Source organism: Kocuria sp. SM24M-10 (assembly GCF_001027955.1).
In the GTDB taxonomy this organism is placed as follows: Bacteria; Actinomycetota; Actinomycetes; order Actinomycetales; family Micrococcaceae; genus Kocuria; species Kocuria oceani.
Genome location: NZ_LDNX01000050.1, coordinates 25022 through 42638, shown reverse-complemented (window position 1 = coordinate 42638; position 17617 = coordinate 25022). Strand labels below are relative to the sequence as shown.

General features: G+C 74.8%; 16 protein-coding genes. 5 read left to right on the top strand and 11 right to left on the bottom strand.

The annotated features are described in order from the left end of the window. Window positions 1-179: 179 nt before the first annotated feature. From ABL57_RS06075 to ABL57_RS06065, 3 genes are all read right to left on the bottom strand, one after another. A complete protein-coding gene (locus ABL57_RS06075; protein WP_047802556.1) occupies window positions 180-3002 on the bottom strand; it encodes an aconitate hydratase in 2823 nt (940 codons plus the stop codon). 159 nt (window positions 3003-3161) lie between these two features. Beyond that, the gene (locus tag ABL57_RS06070) at window positions 3162-4556 is read right to left on the bottom strand and encodes a class I SAM-dependent RNA methyltransferase (RefSeq protein WP_047802555.1); all 1395 of its coding nucleotides are present in this window, start codon (window positions 4554-4556) and stop codon (window positions 3162-3164) included. Beyond that, window positions 4553-6559 (bottom strand): APC family permease, encoded by a 2007-nt coding sequence (locus ABL57_RS06065; RefSeq protein WP_047802554.1) that lies wholly within the window; start codon window positions 6557-6559, stop codon window positions 4553-4555. The genes ABL57_RS06070 and ABL57_RS06065 overlap by 4 nt, the downstream gene beginning before the upstream one ends. Window positions 6560-6644: 85 nt before the next feature. Between ABL57_RS06065 and ABL57_RS06060 the strand changes: the two genes are divergently transcribed. Both ABL57_RS06060 and ABL57_RS06055 read left to right on the top strand, forming a co-directional pair. Further along, on the top strand, window positions 6645-7391 hold the full coding sequence (locus ABL57_RS06060; RefSeq protein WP_047802553.1) for a TrkA family potassium uptake protein: 747 nt from the start codon (window positions 6645-6647) through the stop codon (window positions 7389-7391). Continuing rightward, the gene (locus ABL57_RS06055; RefSeq protein WP_047802552.1) at window positions 7391-8074 is read left to right on the top strand and encodes a TrkA family potassium uptake protein; all 684 of its coding nucleotides are present in this window, start codon (window positions 7391-7393) and stop codon (window positions 8072-8074) included. Before ABL57_RS06060 ends, ABL57_RS06055 begins: the two co-directional genes overlap by 1 nt. A 60-nt stretch (window positions 8075-8134) precedes the next feature. Here the strand turns inward: ABL57_RS06055 and ABL57_RS06050 are convergent, their stop codons facing one another. The 4 genes from ABL57_RS06050 to dut form a co-directional block, all read right to left on the bottom strand. Then, window positions 8135-8875 (bottom strand): DUF3159 domain-containing protein, encoded by a 741-nt coding sequence (locus ABL57_RS06050; RefSeq protein WP_047802551.1) that lies wholly within the window; start codon window positions 8873-8875, stop codon window positions 8135-8137. Window positions 8876-8905: 30 nt separating this feature from the next. Then, window positions 8906-9298 carry a hypothetical protein gene (locus ABL57_RS06045; RefSeq protein ID WP_238985989.1) on the bottom strand — a complete coding sequence of 131 codons (393 nt, stop codon included), beginning with the start codon at window positions 9296-9298 and terminating at the stop codon, window positions 8906-8908. Between the two features lie 3 nt (window positions 9299-9301). Continuing rightward, on the bottom strand, window positions 9302-10000 hold the full coding sequence (locus ABL57_RS06040; protein ID WP_047802562.1) for a DUF3710 domain-containing protein: 699 nt from the start codon (window positions 9998-10000) through the stop codon (window positions 9302-9304). A 65-nt stretch (window positions 10001-10065) separates the two neighbouring features. Next, a complete protein-coding gene (gene dut / locus ABL57_RS06035; RefSeq protein WP_369821359.1) occupies window positions 10066-10494 on the bottom strand; it encodes a dUTP diphosphatase in 429 nt (142 codons plus the stop codon). A gap of 111 nt (window positions 10495-10605) precedes the next feature. On the opposite strand from dut, the gene ABL57_RS06030 reads away from it, so the two are divergent. Next, window positions 10606-11127 carry a DUF3093 domain-containing protein gene (locus ABL57_RS06030; RefSeq protein WP_047802548.1) on the top strand — a complete coding sequence of 174 codons (522 nt, stop codon included), beginning with the start codon at window positions 10606-10608 and terminating at the stop codon, window positions 11125-11127. Window positions 11128-11214: 87 nt separating this feature from the next. On the opposite strand, the gene ABL57_RS06025 is transcribed toward ABL57_RS06030, so the two are convergent. Next, the gene (locus ABL57_RS06025) at window positions 11215-11514 is read right to left on the bottom strand and encodes a DUF4193 domain-containing protein (RefSeq protein ID WP_047802547.1); all 300 of its coding nucleotides are present in this window, start codon (window positions 11512-11514) and stop codon (window positions 11215-11217) included. Window positions 11515-11813: 299 nt separating this feature from the next. Here ABL57_RS06025 and sepH point away from each other — a divergent pair, with 299 nt between their 5' ends. Continuing rightward, window positions 11814-13271 carry a septation protein SepH gene (gene sepH, locus ABL57_RS06020; protein ID WP_047802546.1) on the top strand — a complete coding sequence of 486 codons (1458 nt, stop codon included), beginning with the start codon at window positions 11814-11816 and terminating at the stop codon, window positions 13269-13271. A 160-nt stretch (window positions 13272-13431) separates the two neighbouring features. Further along, window positions 13432-14247: a hypothetical protein gene (locus tag ABL57_RS22635; protein ID WP_053004783.1), complete on the top strand. Its 816-nt coding sequence runs from the start codon at window positions 13432-13434 to the stop codon at window positions 14245-14247. Window positions 14248-14259: 12 nt separating this feature from the next. Here ABL57_RS22635 and ABL57_RS06010 read toward each other — a convergent pair whose 3' ends face one another. Genes ABL57_RS06010 through ABL57_RS22630 form a run of 3 tightly spaced genes read right to left on the bottom strand, consistent with a single transcriptional unit; the run spans window position 14260 to window position 17603 of the window. Continuing rightward, entirely contained in the window at window positions 14260-15435 is a 1176-nt protein-coding gene (locus ABL57_RS06010) for an alkaline phosphatase family protein (RefSeq protein WP_047802545.1), read from the bottom strand. After that, the gene (locus tag ABL57_RS06005; protein ID WP_047802544.1) at window positions 15432-16142 is read right to left on the bottom strand and encodes a DUF5998 family protein; all 711 of its coding nucleotides are present in this window, start codon (window positions 16140-16142) and stop codon (window positions 15432-15434) included. The genes ABL57_RS06010 and ABL57_RS06005 overlap by 4 nt, the downstream gene beginning before the upstream one ends. A 45-nt stretch (window positions 16143-16187) precedes the next feature. Then, window positions 16188-17603 (bottom strand): serine/threonine-protein kinase, encoded by a 1416-nt coding sequence (locus ABL57_RS22630; protein WP_053004782.1) that lies wholly within the window; start codon window positions 17601-17603, stop codon window positions 16188-16190. Window positions 17604-17617: the final 14 nt, after the last annotated feature.

Below are 17617 nucleotides of genomic sequence, written 5' to 3'. Positions count from 1 at the left end.
CCAGCACGCTCATGCTTCCTCCCGCACTCCTCGGCGTCGTGGTCGGCCGCTCCGGGGTCGCCGGGGCGGCGCGTTCCCCCGATCCTACTCGCTCGCCCCGACACCCTCGTGCGTCCTGGATCAGGACCGGGCGACCGCTCGCCCGTGCTTCCCCGGGGCGCCGGAGCGCGCCCGGGGAGCTACTTGGCGATCTGCCGCAGCACGTACTGCAGGATCCCGCCGTTGCGGTAGTAGTCCGCCTCGCCCGGCGTGTCGATGCGCAGGACCGCGTCGAACTCGACCGTGGAGCCGTCCTCCTTCGTGGCGGTGACCTTCAGCGTCTTGGGGGTGGTGCCCTCGTTGAGCGCGGTCACCCCCTCGATGGCGAAGGTCTCGGTGCCGTCGAGGCCGAGGGAGTCGGCGGACTCCCCGGCCGGGCACTGCAGCGGCAGCACGCCCATGCCGATGAGGTTCGAGCGGTGGATGCGCTCGTAGCTCTGGGCGATGACGGCCTTGACGCCCAGCAGCGAGGTGCCCTTGGCGGCCCAGTCGCGCGAGGACCCGGAGCCGTACTCCTTGCCGCCCAGCACGACCAGCGGGACGCCGGCCTGCTGGTAGTTCATCGCGGCGTCGTACACGGCGGCCTGGGGGCCGCCCTCCTGGGTGAAGTCGCGGGTGAAGCCGCCCTCCACGCCGTCCAGCAGCTGGTTCTTGATCCGGATGTTGGCGAAGGTGCCGCGGATCATGACCTCGTGGTTGCCGCGCCGGGAGCCGTAGGAGTTGAAGTCCTTGCGCTCCACGCCGTTGGCGATGAGGTACTGGCCGGCCGGGGTGTCGGACTTGAAGGAGCCCGCCGGGGAGATGTGGTCGGTGGTGACCGAGTCGCCCAGCTTCAGCAGCACCCGCGCGCCGGAGATGTCCTCGACCGGGGTCGTCTCCATCGTCATGCCCTCGAAGTACGGGGGCTTGCGCACGTAGGTGGACTGCGGGTTCCACTCGAAGGTCTTGCCGGTGGGGGTGTCCAGGTTCTGCCAGCGCTCGTCACCGTCGAAGATGGTGCCGTACTCGCGGGTGAACATCTCCGTGTCGATGGACGCGTCGATGATCTTCTGCACCTCGGCCGGCTCCGGCCAGATGTCCTTGAGGTAGACGTCGTTGCCGTCCGCGTCCTGGCCCAGGGGCTCGCTCTCGAAGTCGAAGTCCATGTTGCCGGCCAGGGCGTAGGCGATGACCAGCGGCGGGGACGCCAGGTAGTTCATCTTCACGTCCGGGTTGATCCGGCCCTCGAAGTTGCGGTTGCCGGAGAGCACCGAGGTCACGGCCAGGTCGTTGTCCTGGATGGCCTGGGAGATCTCCTCCTCCAGCGGCCCCGAGTTGCCGATGCAGGTGGTGCAGCCGTAGCCCACGATGTAGAAGCCGAGCTCCTCCAGCGCCGGCACCAGACCGGACTTCTCGTAGTAGTCGGTGACGACCTTGGAGCCCGGTGCGATCGAGGTCTTGACCCACGGCTTCGCCTTCAGGCCCTTCTCGACGGCGTTGCGGGCCAGCACCGCCGCGGCCATCATGACCGAGGGGTTGGAGGTGTTGGTGCACGAGGTGATCGAGGCGATCGACACCGCGCCGTGGTCGAGCTCGAACTCCCGGCCGTCGGGCATGGACACGGGGACCTGCTTGGTCGGCCGGCCGTTCTCGGCGTACGCGTGGTGCTCGCGCGGGCGGTCGGCCTCCGACTGGTGGTCGTCGGCGGTGTAGCCGGGAGCGTCCGAGGCAGGGAAGGACTGCGCCGACAGGTCGTCGACCGAGTCGCCGGAGGCGGCGTCGTCGACGTGCGTGGCGTAGTTCTTGATGTCCTCGTGGAACTGCGCCTTCGCGTCGGTGAGCGAGATGCGGTCCTGGGGGCGCTTGGGCCCGGAGATCGAGGGGACCACGGTGGAGAGGTCCAGCTCGAGGTACTCCGAGAAGGTGATCTCCTCGGCCGGGTCGTGCCACATCCCCTGTTCCTTCACGTACGCCTCGACGAGCGCGACCTGCTCGTCGGAGCGCCCGGTCAGGCGCAGGTAGTCCAGGGTGACGTCGTCGATCGGGAAGATCGCGGCGGTCGAGCCGAACTCGGGGCTCATGTTGCCGATCGTCGCGCGGTTGGCCAGGGGCACCGCGCCCACGCCCTCGCCGTAGAACTCGACGAACTTGCCGACCACGCCGTGCTCGCGGAGCATCTCCGTGATGGTGAGCACCACGTCGGTGGCCGTGGCGCCCGCCGGGATCTCGCCGGTGAGCTTGAAGCCGACCACGCGCGGGATGAGCATCGAGATGGGCTGGCCGAGCATCGCGGCCTCGGCCTCGATGCCGCCCACGCCCCAGCCGAGCACGCCCAGGCCGTTCTCCATGGTCGTGTGCGAGTCGGTGCCCACGCAGGTGTCCGGGTAGGCGCGCAGGACGCCGTCGACCTCGCGGGTCATGACGACGCGGGCCAGGTTCTCGATGTTGACCTGGTGGACGATGCCCATGCCCGGGGGCACGACCTTGAAGTCGTCGAAGGCGGTCTGGCCCCAGCGCAGGAACTGGTACCGCTCGCCGTTGCGCTGGTACTCGATGTCCATGTTGCGCTCGATCGACTCCGGGCTGCCGAACGAGTCGATCTGCACGGAGTGGTCGATGACGAGCTCGGCGGGCGCGAGCGGGTTCACCCGGGCGGGGTCGCCGCCGAGGTCCGCGACGGCCTCGCGCATCGTGGCGAGGTCGACGATGCAGGGCACGCCGGTGAAGTCCTGCATGATGACACGGCCCGGGGTGAACTGGATCTCGATGCTGGGCTCGGCCTCCGGGTCCCAGCCGGCCAGGGCCTCGATGTGCTCGGAGGTGATGTTGGCGCCGTCCTCGGTGCGCAACAGGTTCTCGAGCAGAACCTTGAGGCTGTACGGGAGCTTCTGCGCCCCCTCCAGCGTGTTCAGTCGGAAAATCTCGTATTCGGTGCCGTCGACGTCGAGAACGCCCTTGGCTCCGAAGCTGTCCACCGTGCTCATATGCGTGGAACTCCTCTCGCCACCGTCATGGAAACGCCCGCGGGAGGATCCCGGCGAAGTGCCGGGCGTTCTCCCGTGAACAGTCACCTGTCAGTGTAGCCCGATCGGGCGCGGTGGCTCCCGAGCGGCCGTCGGCCCGACGACACAACCGGGCGCGGGTCAGGGCTCCAGGACCGCCAGGGTCTCGACGTGGTGGGTGTTGGGGTACATGTCGAAGGCCCGCACCGACCGCACCCGCCACCCGGCCCGGCGGAACCGGCCGAGGTCCCGCGCCAGGGTGGCCGGGTCGCAGGCGAGGTAGGCGATCCGGCGCGGGGCCAGGGCCACGAGCTGGTCCACCACGACCCGCCCGGCGCCGGCCCGGGGCGGGTCCAGGACCACGACGTCCGGCCGGTCCGCCGCCCGGGCCCGTCCCGGGGACCTCCGCCTGCGGGGCGCGGCGGTGCCCGGCCAGAGCCGGGCCGCGACCTTGTCGACGCTGCCGCGCTCCACCCGGACCTGCGGGCGGTCCGTGAAGGTGCGCCGCGCGTCGGCGCTGGTGACGGGCGACCCCTCGACGGCGAGCACGGACCCGGCGGGGCCGACCGCGTCGGCGAGCGCGGCCGTGAACAGGCCCGCGCCGGCGTAGAGGTCGAGGGCGTGCTCCCCCGGGCGGGCCCCGGCCGCGGCAGGCACCGCCTCGAGCAGCAGGCCGGGGGCGCTGCGGTGGATCTGCCAGAAGCCCTCGGCCGAGACCTCCCAGCGGTGGGCGCCGGCGTGCTCGACGACGGCGGGCCGCCCCGACCACGTCTCGAGCTCGCGCGAGTCCTCGGCGCGGGCGGTGACGGAGACCTCCCGGCCGGCGGCGAGGCGGTCCAGCTCCCGGCGCAGCCGCTGCCGGTCGGCGCCGGCGGCCAGGGCCAGGTGGACCAGCGGCGTCCCGCCGCCGGCCGGGGCCGCGACGTCCACGCGCGCCGCGCCCCGAAGGTCCAGCGCGGAGAGCCTCAGCTCGTCGATGGCCGGGACGACGAGCGGGAAGCTCTCGACCGGGACGACGGCGGCATCGCGGTGGGGGTGCATCCCGATCCGCCCGGCGGCGTCCACGGCGAAGTGGGCCCGGGTCCGCCAGCCCAGGCCCATGGGGTCCTCCCCGGGCATGGCCTCGACCTCCACCACGGTCTCGAGACCCGCCAGGCGGGAGAGCTGCTCGGCGACCACGGCGGCCTTCAGCCGGCGCTGGGCCGGGAGCTCGGCGTGGCCGAACTCCGCCCCGCCCACGGGCGGCTCGCCGCGCCGCCAGGTCAGGAGGGCGTCGGCCGGCGCCCAGACGTGCCGGTCGCGGCGGCCGGGGTCGGCCTCCAGGACCGCCACCACGTCGCCGCGCCAGAAGCGCGCCTCGGCGCCGGCCTCCGTGAGCCGGACGCGGACCAGCTCCCCGGGCAGGCCGTGGCGGACGAACACCACCCGGCCCTCGCCGGTGCGGGCCACGGTGTGGCCGCCGTGGGCGATCGGGCCGAGGCGCAGCTCGAGCTCGTCGTGCTCGTCGGGAGTGGCCGGGGGGTGCGGGGAGGTCACGGGCGGGCGGCTCTCTGCTGGGGGGCGGGGGCGGACTCGGGGCCGACGTCCTGGCCGGCGGCCGAGGACAGGTGCCAGGGCACGGAGGCCGTCATGACCCCGCGCTCCTGGTGCAGGCGGGCGCGCAGCGGGCGGATCGCCTGGTTGTGCAGCAGCCGCTCCCAGCGGTGGCGCACCACGTACTCGGGCAGGTAGACCACGACCAGGTCCCGCGGGGACTTCCGGCGGACCCCGCGCACGTGGTCGACCACGGGGCCGATGGTGTCCCGGTAGGGGGCGTCGAGCACGGTGACGGGCACCGGGATCTCGAGCCGCTGCCACTCGTCGAGGATCCGCCGGGTGGCGGCGGCGTTGGTGTCCACCACCACCGCCTCGAGGGTCGAGGGCCGGGAGGCCCGGGCGTAGGCGAGGGCGCGCATGAGGGGCTTGCGCACGGAGGAGACGTAGATGATGGCGTGCACCCGGGAGGGCAGGGCCCGCACCGGGGAGTCGGGCTGCAGGGCGAGCTCGGCGTCCACGGCGTCGTAGTGCCGGCGGACGCCGGCCATCACGGCGCTGAGCAGCACGATGGCCACCAGGGTGATCCACGCCCCCTGGGTCAGCTTGGTCACGAGCACGACCACGAGCACGGCCGCGCACAGCACGAAGGCGACCAGCGCCACCGCCCGGCGGCCGAACAGCTCCCGGCGCACCCCGGGGTGGGGCCGCATCCGCCGGACCCGCCCCCAGTGCCGGACCATGCCCGCCTGGGTGAGGGTGAAGGAGACGAACACGCCCACGATGTAGAGCTGGATGAGGCTGTTGACGTTGGCCCCGAACGCGACGATGAGGACCACGGCCACGAGCAGCAGCAGCAGGATGCCGTTGGTGAAGGCGAACCGGTCCCCGCGCGCCTGCAGCTGCCGCGGCAGGAAGGCGTCGCGCGCCAGTCGGGAGGCCAGCGTGGGGAACCCGGAGAAGGCCGTGTTCGCGGCGAGGACCAGCACCCCGACGGTCGCGGCCACGAGCACGTAGAACCACAGGGAGTCGGTGCCGAAGACGGTCTTGGCGAGCTGGCCCAGGACCGGGTCCTGGAAGAAGTCCGGGGCGGGGAGCCGGCCGTCGACCAGCAGCTGCTCCTCGGGGTTGCCCACGACGACGACGTCCGTGCGGTCCGCGAGGTACATGACCCCGGCGAGCAGGGCCGCCGAGAGCGCGCCCAGCAGGCCGAGGGTGGCCGCCGCGTTGGCGGCGCGCGGCTTGCGGAAGTAGGGCACGGAGTTGGTGATGGTCTCCACGCCGGTCAGCGCCACGGCCCCGGAGGAGAAGGCCCGGAGGACCAGCAGCGCCCCCGCCAGGCCGGTCAGCCCGGCGTCGAAGCCGGCGGCGGGAAGGACCTCCCGGTCCGCGCTCGGGGCCTGCCCCAGGGAGCCGGTGAGGTCCTGGCCCACGCCCACGAGCAGCAGCGCGGCGAGCACGGCCAGGAAGAAGTAGGTGGGCACCGCGGCGGCCCGGCCGATGAAGGCCAGTCCGCGCAGGTTGAGCAGCCCGACGAGCAGCACCCCCACCACCGCGAGCTCCACCCGCCGGTCGGCCAGGCCGGGCAGGGCCGCCGTGACGTACTGCGCGGCGGTGGCCATGGACACCGCCACGACCAGCGTGTAGTCGGCCATCAGGGCCGCCCCGACCCCCACGCCGGCGGTGCGCCCGAGGTTCTTGGAGACGATCTCGTAGTCGCCGCCGCCGGAGGGGTAGGCGCGCACGTTCTGCCGGTAGGCGGCGATGACCACGGCGAGCACCACGAGCACGGCCAGGCCCACCCACGGGGAGATCGCGACCGCCGTGGTCCCCGCCAGGGCGAGCGTGAGGATGATCTCGTCCGGCGCGTAGGCCACCGAGGACAGCGCGTCCGCCGAGAAGACCGGCAGCGCCGTGCGCTTGGGCAGCACGGCGTCGTGGAACCGCTCGTTGTGGATGGGCTTGCCGACGAGTGCGCGGCGCAGCGCCCGGGGAATGCTCTGCACGGCTCCCCACGGTAGTCCGTCCGGCACCGATTGTCCGCCGGGACGGGCGTGAGGTGCGCCGCCCCGCGTGGCCTAGGCTGAGGACATGGCGCATTTCGTGATCATGGGAGTGGGGCGCGTCGGCGTGATGGTCGCGCACACCCTGGAGGACTCCGGGCACACCGTGGCGGTGATCGACCAGGACGACCGGGCCTTCCGCCGGCTGCGCAAGACCTTCGAGGGCAAGAAGGTCACCGGGCTGGGCTTCGACCGCGAGGTGCTGCGCCGGGCCGGGATCGAGGAGGCCTACGCGTTCGCGGCCGTCTCCAGCGGGGACAACTCCAACATCATCGCCGCGCGGGTCGCGCGCGAGACCTTCAAGGTCCGCCACGTGGTCGCCCGCATCTACGACCCCTCCCGCGCGGAGTTCTACCAGCGCCTGGGCATCCCCACGGTCGCCGCCGTGCGCTGGAGCGCGGACCAGGCGCTGCGCCGGATCCTGCCCGAGCAGTCGATCACCGCCGACTTCCGGGAGGCCTCGGGCCGGCTGCAGCTGGGCGAGCTGTCCCTCGACGACTCGTGGTCGGGCCTGCACCTGGAGGCGATCGAGGAGGCCGCCGGCGTGCGCGTGGCCTTCGTGACCCGCTTCGGGGAGGGCGTCCTGCCCGGCCCGGACACCAGCTACCAGCAGGGGGACGTGGTGCACGCGATGATGCGCACGGGCGAGGTGGAGGCGATCTCGCGCATCCTCTCCCGCCCGCCGGACCCGGACGTCCTGGACTTCGCCAACTCCCTGCGCCGCGACGCCGAGGACGCGTCCGGCGCCGACCGCACCTACCCGGGAGGCAACTGATGCGCGTGGTCGTCGTGGGCGCGGGCGCCGTGGGGGCCTCGATCGCCCGGGAGCTGCTCTCCCACCACCACGAGGTGGTGATCTTCGACGAGAAGCCCGAGGTGATCGGGCGCTCCGACCTGCGCGGGGCCCAGTGGATCATCGGCGACGCCTGCGAGCTGTCCACGCTGCGGGAGGGCGGCCTGGAGCAGACCGACGTCGTCGTCGCCGCCACGGGCGACGACAAGGCGAACCTGGTGGTCTCCCTGCTGGCGCGCAGCGAGTTCGGCGTGCCCCGCACGGTGGGGCGGGTGAACAACCCCAAGAACGAGTGGCTCTTCGACGACGCCTGGGGCGTGGACGTGGCCGTGTCCACGCCGCGGCTGATGACGGCGCTCGTCGAGGAGGCCGTGGAGGTGGGCGACGTGGTGCGGCTGCTGACCCTGCAGACGGGCGGGGCGACCCTCTCCGCCTACACCGTCCCGCACGAGCACCCGGTCATCGCCTCGATGGTCTCCCAGGTGCCGTGGCCCCCGGACGTCACGCTCGTGGCGATCCTGCGCGACGGCGTGCCCATCACGCCCTCCGGCGACGACGTGCTCGAGGGCGCCGACCAGCTCTTCTTCGTCTCCACCGCCGAGGGCGAGGGGCAGCTGCGCGCGATGTTCACGACCGCCGACCAGCACGAGCCGCTCGAGGGCTGAGCCCGGCCGGGCGGCTCAGCCGGCCCTGTCCCCCTCGGCTCCGTCCTGCTCGGCGCCGTCCTACTGGGTGACGTCCTGCTCGGTGCCGTCCTGCTCGGCGGCGATCTGCTCCGGCGGCCGGGAGACCAGCCACGCCAGCCACAGCGTCAGCGCGTACAGGGGCACGCCCATGACCAGCCGCGCCACGCCCAGCCCGGTGAGGTTCTCCGCGAAGTACAGCGGCACCTGCACCAGGAGCCGGGCCGCGAACATGGCCATGAGCATCACCGTGGCCACCCGGTACGCGCGCCGGCGCACCGGGACGTCGCGCCACTGGGTGCCCTCCCCGCGGATGTAGCCGTAGAACACCCCGAGCAGCGGCCAGCCGGCGAGCAGCGAGATTCCCAGGCCCACGAAGGAGACCGTGTTGATCCAGAACCCGGGGACGTAGTAGTCCAGGGCCTCGCCGGTGGCGCGGGCGAACAGCGCGCACACGCCCACGCCCACCACACCGGAGACCGCCTGGACCAGACTCTGCCGCTGGGCCAGGCGCAGCACCGTGAACGCGGCCGCGGTTCCGAGGGACGCCAGCAGGGCCACCCCCAGGGTGTTGCCCACCAGGAGCACGGCCAGGAACACGAAGCCCGGCAGGATCGTCTCGGCCAGGCCCCGCCAGCCCCCGACGGCGTGCAGCACGTCGAGCTGGCCGTTGTCCTTGCGCCGCATGCCGGAGCGGGCCGCGTAGGCGGCCATCGAGTCCTCCATCCCGGCGCGGCGCGGGGCGGGGCCCGCCGTCTCGTCCGGCTCCCCGGGACGTGTCATCCGTCGACCTGCCACATGTGCTGTTCCGTCCTATCTGCTGACCTGCTTGGCGATGATCTCGTAGCGCGGGTTGAACATGGTGGGGCGGCCGTCGCGGAAGCTCACGACCCCCACGCAGCGCAGCCGCGTCCCGGCGGTCACGCCCGGCACGCTGCGCTGGCCCTGCCACACGAGCAGCAGCGCCCGGGGCTCGGGGGCGTCGGGATCCCGGTCGCACTCCGGCACGAGCAGCGCCGTGTAGTTCTGCACCCCGGTCACCGGGGGCACCGTCACCTCGACCACCTGGCCGGTGGCCATCACCCGGTGCCGGCCGCCGGCGGCCGCCGGGTCGAGGTCCCCGGCGCACACGGGAGCCTCGGTGACCACGTCGATCGCTCCCGTCGCCGATCCCGCCCGCGGTGAGCCGATGTGCGCGTGTGCCACGGCTCAGCCGATCTCGGTGATCTCGGGGCCGCGCCGCGGCGGGGCCACGGGCCCGGCCTCCGGCCGCGGGGCCGGCGCCCGGACGGAGCCTTCCGGCACGGTGAGCGGGAGCAGCTCCCGCGGGGGCATGGGACGGTCGCCGCGCACCACGACGAGCTCGCGGACGACCTCCTCGAGGGCGGCGGACTCGGCTGCCACCGCGGCGGTGCCCGTGAACACCGCGCGCACGAACCAGCGGGGACCGTCGATGCCGACGAAGCGCGCGAGGCGGAAGCCCCGGGTCCCGTCCGAGGCGGTGGCCGGGAAGCGGGTGAGCACCTGGAGCCCGAAGGGCCCCTCCTCCACCGTGGGCTCCCCGTTGCCCTCGCGCAGGGACTGGACGAGCTCGCGGCGGACCTCGTCCCACAGCCCCTCGGACCGGGGCGCGGCGAACGCCTGGACCTGCACCGAGCCGCCGGCGAGGTCGAGCGCCACCGCGCGCGGACGCTGGGTGCGCTCGTCGACCTCCAGGCGCACCCCCAGGCCCTGCCGGGGCCGCACGAGCAGCGCGCCCAGGTCGAGGTAGCCGTCCCGGTCCTCGAGCTGGGCCACGTCCAGCGGGCCCTGCGGCTCCCGGGGCGGCGCCGGCTGCTCCTCCGGGGCGTCCTGCGGCTGCTCCGGGACGTCCTGCGCCGCCGGCTTGTTCTTCTTGCGACCGAACATGTTCTCGTTCTCCTCCGCCGGCACGCGTGCCGGCTCGTGGCGTCAGCTCTCGGGTCAGCTCGTGGTCAGGCGGTGCCGCTGGAGCCGAAGCCCGTTCCGCCGCGCTCGGACACCGGCAGGACGTCGACGACCTCGAAGACGGCCTGCTCCACGCGCTGCACCACGAGCTGGGCGATGCGGTCCCCGCGGCTGACCCGGAAGGGCTCGTCCCGGTCCGTGTTGAGCAGCGTCACCATGATCTCCCCCCGGTAGCCGGCGTCCACCGTCCCGGGGGCGTTGACCACCGTGATGCCGTGGCGGGCGGCGAGGCCCGAGCGCGGGTGGACGAACCCGGCGTAGCCCTCGGGCAGCGCGATGGCCACGCCCGTGGGCACCAGGGCGCGCTCACCGGGGCCGAGGGTCAGGTCCGCGCGGGAGCGCAGGTCCGCGCCGGCGTCGCCGGACTTCGCGTACACGGGCAGGGGGAGGTCCGGGTCGATCGCCTGCAGCGCGATGCTGAGCTGGCGCCCGGGGCCCGGGGAGGGCCGGTGGCCTGTCGACTGGTCGTTCACAGTGCCCCACTCTAACGCGCCGGACCACGCCCGCGGTCGTGAGAACCTTGTCCCATGTCCCACCCTGCTTCCTCCAGCGAGTCCCCGTCCGACGACCCCCGCGGCGCCCGACCGTCCCCGGCCGGCGACCCCGGGACCCGGGTCCTCTACGAGGAGAAGCTCACCGCCGCGTGGTGGATGTGGCTCCTCGTGCTCTTCACCGGACTGGTCGTCCTCGTGGCGCTCGCGCCCATCAACCTCTGGGTGGCCGGGCTCGCCGCCCTCGGAGCCGCGGGGGGCGCCGCCGCGGCGCTGCTCGCCTCCACCAGCTCCATCGTGATCACCGACGAGTCGCTGCAGGTCGGCCGGGCCCGGATCGAGCGCCGCTTCGTCGGCACCGCCGAGGCCTTCCGCGGTGACGAGGTGCGCCGCGTGCGCGGCCCCGAGCTCGACGGCCGCGCATTCATGAACTTCCGGGCGTCCGTGGGCCCCGTGGTGCGGATCCGCATCACCGATCCCGTGGACCCGACCCCGTACTGGCTGACGTCGACGCGGCACCCGGAGCGGATCGTGGAGGTCCTGTCCCAGCCGGTGTGAGCCCCGGACCCGGACGGAGGAACCCCGCCGCGACACGCGTCGCGGCGGGGTTCCTCCGGTGCCGGGGCGGTCCGGCGGGTGCGGTGCTCAGCCCACGCACTCGATGCAGTACTTGACGCCGTTCTTCTCCTCGGCGACCTGGGACCGGTGGCGCACCAGGAAGCACGAGCCGCAGGTGAACTCGTCCTCCTGGGCCGGCAGCACCACCACGGAGAGCTCCTCGTTGGAGAGGTCCGCGCCGGGCAGCTCGAAGCTCTCGGCCGCCGCCGCCTCGTCCTCGTCGACGCTGCCCGACTGCGGGTCGCTGCGGCGCGTCTGCAGCTCCTCGATCGAGTCCTCCTTGAGCTCGTCGTCCTGCTTGCGCGGCGCGTCGTAATCAGTGGCCATAGTCGGTCTTCGCTCCAAGATGGGTCCAGGACGAGCTCTCGGGCGGCTGCCGCGCCGCCCACCGGGCTCTGTATCGCGTAGATTGTTCACCATGTGAGGGCAAAAATCCAACCGTGCTCCCGCCCGCGAACACGCGGTCCGAGGGGTTCGCGGGCGGCGTCCGGCGACCCCCGTGCGGCGGCCAGTAGGATTGGGGCGCAGGGTCGCACCGGCACCACGCCCGCGGCCACCGGCCCCGCCGCGCAGTCCCCGCTCGACGACCGCGAGCGCACCCGAGAACCACCCGGAGGAATGACAGCATGGAGCAGTTGCGCCTGGCAGGTGTGCACGACGACGGTGAGCACCTGGTCGTCGAGGACGAGACGGGCACCCGCCGCCTGCTGCGGATCGACCAGGAGCTGCGCCTGGCCGTCCAGCGCGCCCGGCGCCTCGCCGGCGCCCGCCCCCGGGGCACGGGCCAGTTCGGTCCGCGCGAGATCCAGGCCCGGTTCCGCGCCGGGGCCACGGTCGAGGAGATCGTGGCCGAGAGCGGCTGGGAGGCCGCCCGCGTCCGCCGCTACGAGTGGCCGATCCTCGCCGAGCGCGCCCACATCGCCGCCGCGGCGCAGAAGGTCGAGATCGAGGACCGCTCCGCGCACCGGGGCTACCACTCCGTCTTCGAGGGCGAGCCGCTGACCCTGGGCCGGGCCGTGGCCCACCGGGCCGGTGACCTCGGCGTGGACCCCTCCTCGCTCGAGTGGGACTCCTGGCAGCGCGAGGACCACCTGTGGACCGTGGTCGCCCGGTTCTCCGTGGCCGACGCCGGGTCCGCCCCCACCCAGGACGAGCCCCAGGCCGAGTGGCTCTACAACCCGGCGAACCAGAGCGTGCGCCCGGCCAGTTCCTGGGCCGAGGCCCTCACCGAGACGGGCGCCCCGGACACGCCGCTCGGCGCCGGCCTCGGCGTCCTGGACGGCGGGCTCGACCCGGAGCTCACGCAGCTGCGCCGCTCCGCCGTGGAGGCCGACGACCTGCTCGACGTCCTGCAGGCCCGGCGCGGTCAGCGCATCGGCGAGGACGTGGAGGGCGACGACGCCCTGGCCGAGCTGCTGGGCCGGGGCATGGGCCACGTCGAGCGGCGTCCCCGACCGCTGGCCGCGCCGGAGGACGCCCCGGTGTTCGACCGGCCCTTCCAGCCCGCCACCCGCTTCCCCGACGCCGCCCCGGCCGCACCGGGCACGACCCCGCAGGCCGCGGCACCGCAGAATGCGCCCGAGGACGGTCCCGGCACGGCACCGTCCCACCCCGAGGGCAGCACCGCCCCCCGCGCCGCGGGGCAGGATGCCGCGGGGCAGGAGCCCTTCGTCCAGGACGCGTCCCCGCAGAACGCCCCCGAGCAGGACACCCCTGATCAGGACGTGACCGATCAGGACGTCCCCGAGCAGGTTGCCGCCGCCCAGGACCCGTCGGAGCCGGGGCGCCCGGCGCAGGAGGTGCCGGGCCCGATCGCCGCGCTCCGGCCGGCCGCCCCGGCCCCGGAGTCGCCGGCCGACCGCCCCGCGTCCGGCCGTGCCGAGGACGCCGTCGGCGCGGGCTCCGAGCGCCCCGACGCCCGGGACGAGTCCGGGCCGGCGGGCGCGGACACCGGTCCGGCCGACGGCGAGGGCGCCGCGCCCGAGCGGCCCCGGCCGCGCAACCGGACCGCGAAGGCCCGCCGCTCGGCGCGCTCCTCCGTGCCCAGCTGGGACGAGATCGTCTTCGGCAGCTCCTCCGACTGAGCTCCCGGCCCCGGCGCGCGCCGGCCTCCGGCGCACCGGGACGGCCACGGGATAGAGTGCACGCAACAGGGGCCGGTCCGCGCCGCGCCCCCGGGTCCGCGCGCTCCCCCGTCCTGCGCGCGGCCCGGACGCACGGAACCACGTCAGGGGTCAGCAGGTCATGGGCAATTCGATCGAGGACGATCTGTTCGGTGAGGACGAGCGCGACGGCGTCGCCGGGGCGCCGGACGGCTCCGCCGACCGGACCGGGAGCGAGTCGCCGGCCGAGCTGGTCCGTGGCTCCGGGCCCGGCCGGGTGGTGGCGGGGCTCGTGCTCGGCGCGGTGGTGCTCGTGGTGCTGGCCGGCGTCGGCGCCCTCTATCTCGGCGGGGTGGGTCGCGACCTGTTCGGGGCCGGCCGGGAGGCGCAGTTCGTCCCGGCTCCCTCCGTGAGCCGCACCGCCACCGCCACGCCCACACCGTCCCGCACTCCCTCTCCGAAGCCCACCCGGTCGCCGTCCCGGACAGCTGCGCCCAGCCCGTCCGCGGAACCGGAGCCCGTCGCCCCCGCTCCCGTGGCACCCGCTCCGGTCGCCCCCGTCGTGCCGGAGCCGGTGGCCCCCGCGCCCGTCGCCCCCGTCCCGGTGGCCCCCGCGCCCGTCGCCCCCGTCCCGGTGGCCCCGGCCCCGGTGGCCCCGGCCCCGGTGGCCCCGGCCCCGGTGGCCCCGGCTCCGGTGGCCCCGGCCCCGGTGGTTCCCGCACCCGCGCCCGCTCCCCCGGCACCGAGCCCGCCCGGGACCCCGGCACCCGGCACCGGCAGCCCTGTGCCCGAGAACACCGTGGAGGCACCCGCCGAGGGGACCGACGAGGAACCGCTCACGGAGCAGGCCGCCGCCGGTGAGGAGGGGGCCGCGGAGGCCACTCCGGGCGCCCCGGTCCAGGGGCCCGCGGAGGAGTCCGCGGAGGACCCCGAGGAGGAGGCCGCGAGCACCCCCTGAGCGCGTGCGGGCTCAGCTCAGCCGCAGCAGCGGCACCTCGCGCTCCGCCCGGGTGAGCGAGCCGTGCTGGCCCACCATCGAGAGCACGCTGGGACGGACCCGGCCGAGGTCGAACAGCGCCAGCGGGTCCTTGGCCGCGACCAGGAGGTCGCCGATGCGGGCGCGCACGGCCTCGCGCACCAGCTCGGGGGGCCCGAAGTACCCCGCCTCGAGGGCGGCCTCGCGGGAGAACAGCCACACCCGGGAGCCGAAGCACTCCCGCCAGGCCGCCACGAGCGCCTGCACGTCCCCCGCCGTCGTATCCGGCTCGAGGTGCAGCTGCACCATCCGCGGCTCCCCGGCCGTGTGACGGACGCCGTCGAGCAGGCCGGGCACGCGGGAGACGTCGACCCGGGCGTCCGGTGGCACGTCGACCATGCCGTGGTCGCCGGTCACCAGGACGGTGGTCCCGGCCGGCACCCGGGCGACGAGCCGGCGCAGGGACGAGTCGAGCTCCTCGAGCTGCGCGGTCCACTCCCAGGACTCCCAGCCCTTGGCGTGCCCCGTGCGGTCCAGCTCGTCCCAGTAGAAGTACATGAGCGCGTCCCGGCCGGCGGTGAGCTGGTCCAGCGCGGTGCTCACACGCGCCGCGGGGCCCTCGGCGGCCACGAACCGGCCCCCGCGCAGGGCCGCGTTGGTGAGCCCCGAGTCGGCGAACTTGTACCGGCTGACGGTCACCACGTCGACGTGCTCGGCGGCGCGCTCCAGCACCGTGGGCAGCGGCTGCCAGGCCCGCGGGTCCACGGCGGCGTCCCAGCCGCCGAGCTGGTTGACGACCCTGTCCCGGTTCGGGTCCAGCACGTCGTAGCCCACGAGCCCGTGCGCGCCGGGGGCGGCGCCGGTGCCCAGGGACGCGAGGGAGGACGCCGTGGTCGTGGGGAACGCGGCGTCCAGGGTGGCCAGGTTCCTGGCCCCGGCCAGCGTGGGGGCGTGGCCGGCGCGGGCCCGCAGCTGGGCGCGCCCGAGCCCGTCCGCGAGGACGACGACGACGCGGCGGGCGGCGGGCAGCCCCAGCACGTCCTCGAAGCCCGGCACGCCCAGGGAGGCGGCGGCCGAGGACATGACCTCCGCGACCGTGCGCCGCCCGTAGCGGGGCGGCTGCGGCAGGTCCCCGGGCAGGCCGGGCAGGATCTCCTCGACCGCCCTCATCGGGCGGGGCCGCCGTCCCGGCCGGTGAACCGGTCGGTGAACCGCGTGCGCGGGGTGGCGGTGGGGCCGCGCCGCGGGGCGGGCACGCGCCCGTGCGCCGGCTGGGCGATCTGGGCGCCGTCGGTGATCGGGGAGAGGTTGGCCCGGCGCAGCGTGCGCGCGAACTCCCGCGCGCCCTCGACCGCGGCGGGGCCGTCCGCCTCGGCGCTGATCCGCAGCACGATGTCCTCCCGCGAGGCCGTGCCGGTGTAGCCGTGGTCGGCCTGGCACTGCGGGTCGTCGCACAGGGCGGGTGCGAGGTCCACGTGCAGGGTCCCGGTCCACGCGATCGCCAGCGTCACCTCGGAGATGGGGCTGTCCGGCCGGTAGTTGGCCGGCTGGTAGTACGAGTAGCTCAGCGTGACCGAGCGGATTTGGGAGATCCCCACCGTCTCGGTCGAGACCCGGGCCACCACGTCCCGGCCGCTCTCGTCGAACTCCTCGTCGTCCACGTGGGTGACGTGCAGGACGTCCTCGGCCAGGACCAGCACGGTGATGTGCCGGTGCACCTCGGTCCGGTCGATGTGCGTCTCGAGCTGCACGAGGTGGGAGACCGGGGACCGGCCGTCCAGCGAGTCCTGGACCACGTCGATCACCAGTTGCGGATAGAAGCCGGCCTTGTTGATGTCCTCGACCAGCCGCTGGCCGCGCTCACCTGAATACGTCATGGGGGCCATTTTCCCCCACGCCCGCGCCCGCGCCCAACACGGCCGTCAGGGCACCCGGAAATAGCACTCCTGCCGGCCCCCGCCGATGTCCTCGCAGAACGGCTCGAGCTGGATCGGGCCCGACGCCGTCGGCTCCGGGCTCGAGGTCGGCGCCGGGCTCGGGGTGGCCGAGGTGGTGGCCCCGGGGGCGGGGGCCTGCCGGGCGGAGCCCAGGGGGTCCAGCAGCAGGTATCCGACGAGCAGCGCCGTCAGGCCGACGACACCCAGGAGCAGCCCGGTGAGCGCGCCGCCGCGCCGGCGCCGGGACGGGGCCGGGTCCGGCGGGGACGGCGGGGCCGCCAGGGTCTCCGTCGTCGCCGCGGCGGCACCGGCCGGAGCGGTGGTCCGTGTGCGGCTCCCCCTGCCCGTCGCCGCGCCGGGGGCCCCGGGGACGGGGCTCTCCGGGATCGCCGGGGCGTGGCCGTCCGGGGTCGCGGCGCCCGACGCGACGGTGGCGGGCCCCTCGTCATCGGCGCCGCCCGCCGCGCCCCACACCCCGTCACCGGTGGCGGGTGCCCCGCCGCCGCTCCCGTCCGGTCCCTCCCAGCCCTCGCGCACCCGGGTGGCCCAGGGCTCGGGCAGCGGGTCGAGGACGTCGAAGATCTCGAAGGGCTCCCCGTCGCGGGTGAGCGCCGGGTCGAACGTGCGGGCGGCCGCGCCCGCGGTCAGCGCGTCCAGCACGGCCACCGCGGCGTCCCGGCGCAGCGCCGGGTCGGGGGTGAGCAGCGCCGCGAGGTGCTCCGCCAGGTCGCCCTGCTCCCCCACGACCGCGCGCGCGTCGGCGGGCCCGAGGCTGCCCTCCGGCTCGAGGGCCGGGTCCAGCATCCGCAGCGCGGTGATCCCCGCCGCGTAGAGGTCCTGGGCGGGGGCCGGGTCGGCGAGCCCGTAGGCCTCCGGCGGCAGGTAGCCGGGCGTGCCCACCACGGTGCCCGTCCGGGTGAGGCGGGCGTCCTGCACCCGCACGGCGATGCCGAAGTCGGAGAGGAACACGTGGGGCCGTCCGGTGCCGGTGCTCTCCAGCATGAGGTTGCCCGGCTTCACGTCCCGGTGGACCCACCCCTGGGCGTGCACGAACTGCAGGGCCCGCAGCAGCTGGGCGAGGACCTCCTCGGTGAGCTCCGGGGAGGCGGCACCGTTGTCCAGCAGGGCGGACTCCAGGGTCCCGCCGTGGACGAGGGGCATGGCGATGACCACGTGCTCGTCCTCCGCTGCCCAGCCGTAGGGGGCGAGCACGTGCGGGTGGTCCAGCTTCACGGACTGCTCCCGGGCGAACCGGAGCAGGTCCGCGGAGTCCCGCTGGCGCAGCACCTTGGCGGCGCACAGCTGCTGGAGCCGGCCGTCCCACGCCCGCCACACGGACCCGCTGCCGCCGCGCGCGATGGGGTCGATGAGGGTGTACCGACCGGCTATGGTGTCCGCCACGAGGTCCGGGACCG

Bases quoted from the DNA above. Each gene is read 5' to 3' on its own strand.
- ABL57_RS06040 (WP_047802562.1), bottom strand. From the start codon at position 10,000: ATGTTCGGTCGCAAGAAGAACAAGCCGGCGGCGCAGGACGTCCCGGAG.
- ABL57_RS06060 (WP_047802553.1), top strand. From the start codon at position 6,645: ATGGCGCATTTCGTGATCATGGGAGTGGGGCGCGTCGGCGTGATGGTC.
- ABL57_RS06025 (WP_047802547.1), bottom strand. From the start codon at position 11,514: ATGGCCACTGATTACGACGCGCCGCGCAAGCAGGACGACGAGCTCAAG.
- ABL57_RS06010 (WP_047802545.1), bottom strand. From the start codon at position 15,435: ATGAGGGCGGTCGAGGAGATCCTGCCCGGCCTGCCCGGGGACCTGCCG.
- ABL57_RS06075 (WP_047802556.1), bottom strand. From the start codon at position 3,002: ATGAGCACGGTGGACAGCTTCGGAGCCAAGGGCGTTCTCGACGTCGAC.
- ABL57_RS22635 (WP_053004783.1), top strand. From the start codon at position 13,432: ATGGGCAATTCGATCGAGGACGATCTGTTCGGTGAGGACGAGCGCGAC.
- ABL57_RS06030 (WP_047802548.1), top strand. From the start codon at position 10,606: ATGTCCCACCCTGCTTCCTCCAGCGAGTCCCCGTCCGACGACCCCCGC.
- ABL57_RS06050 (WP_047802551.1), bottom strand. From the start codon at position 8,875: ATGACACGTCCCGGGGAGCCGGACGAGACGGCGGGCCCCGCCCCGCGC.
- sepH (WP_047802546.1), top strand. From the start codon at position 11,814: ATGGAGCAGTTGCGCCTGGCAGGTGTGCACGACGACGGTGAGCACCTG.
- ABL57_RS06005 (WP_047802544.1), bottom strand. From the start codon at position 16,142: ATGACGTATTCAGGTGAGCGCGGCCAGCGGCTGGTCGAGGACATCAAC.
- ABL57_RS06055 (WP_047802552.1), top strand. From the start codon at position 7,391: ATGCGCGTGGTCGTCGTGGGCGCGGGCGCCGTGGGGGCCTCGATCGCC.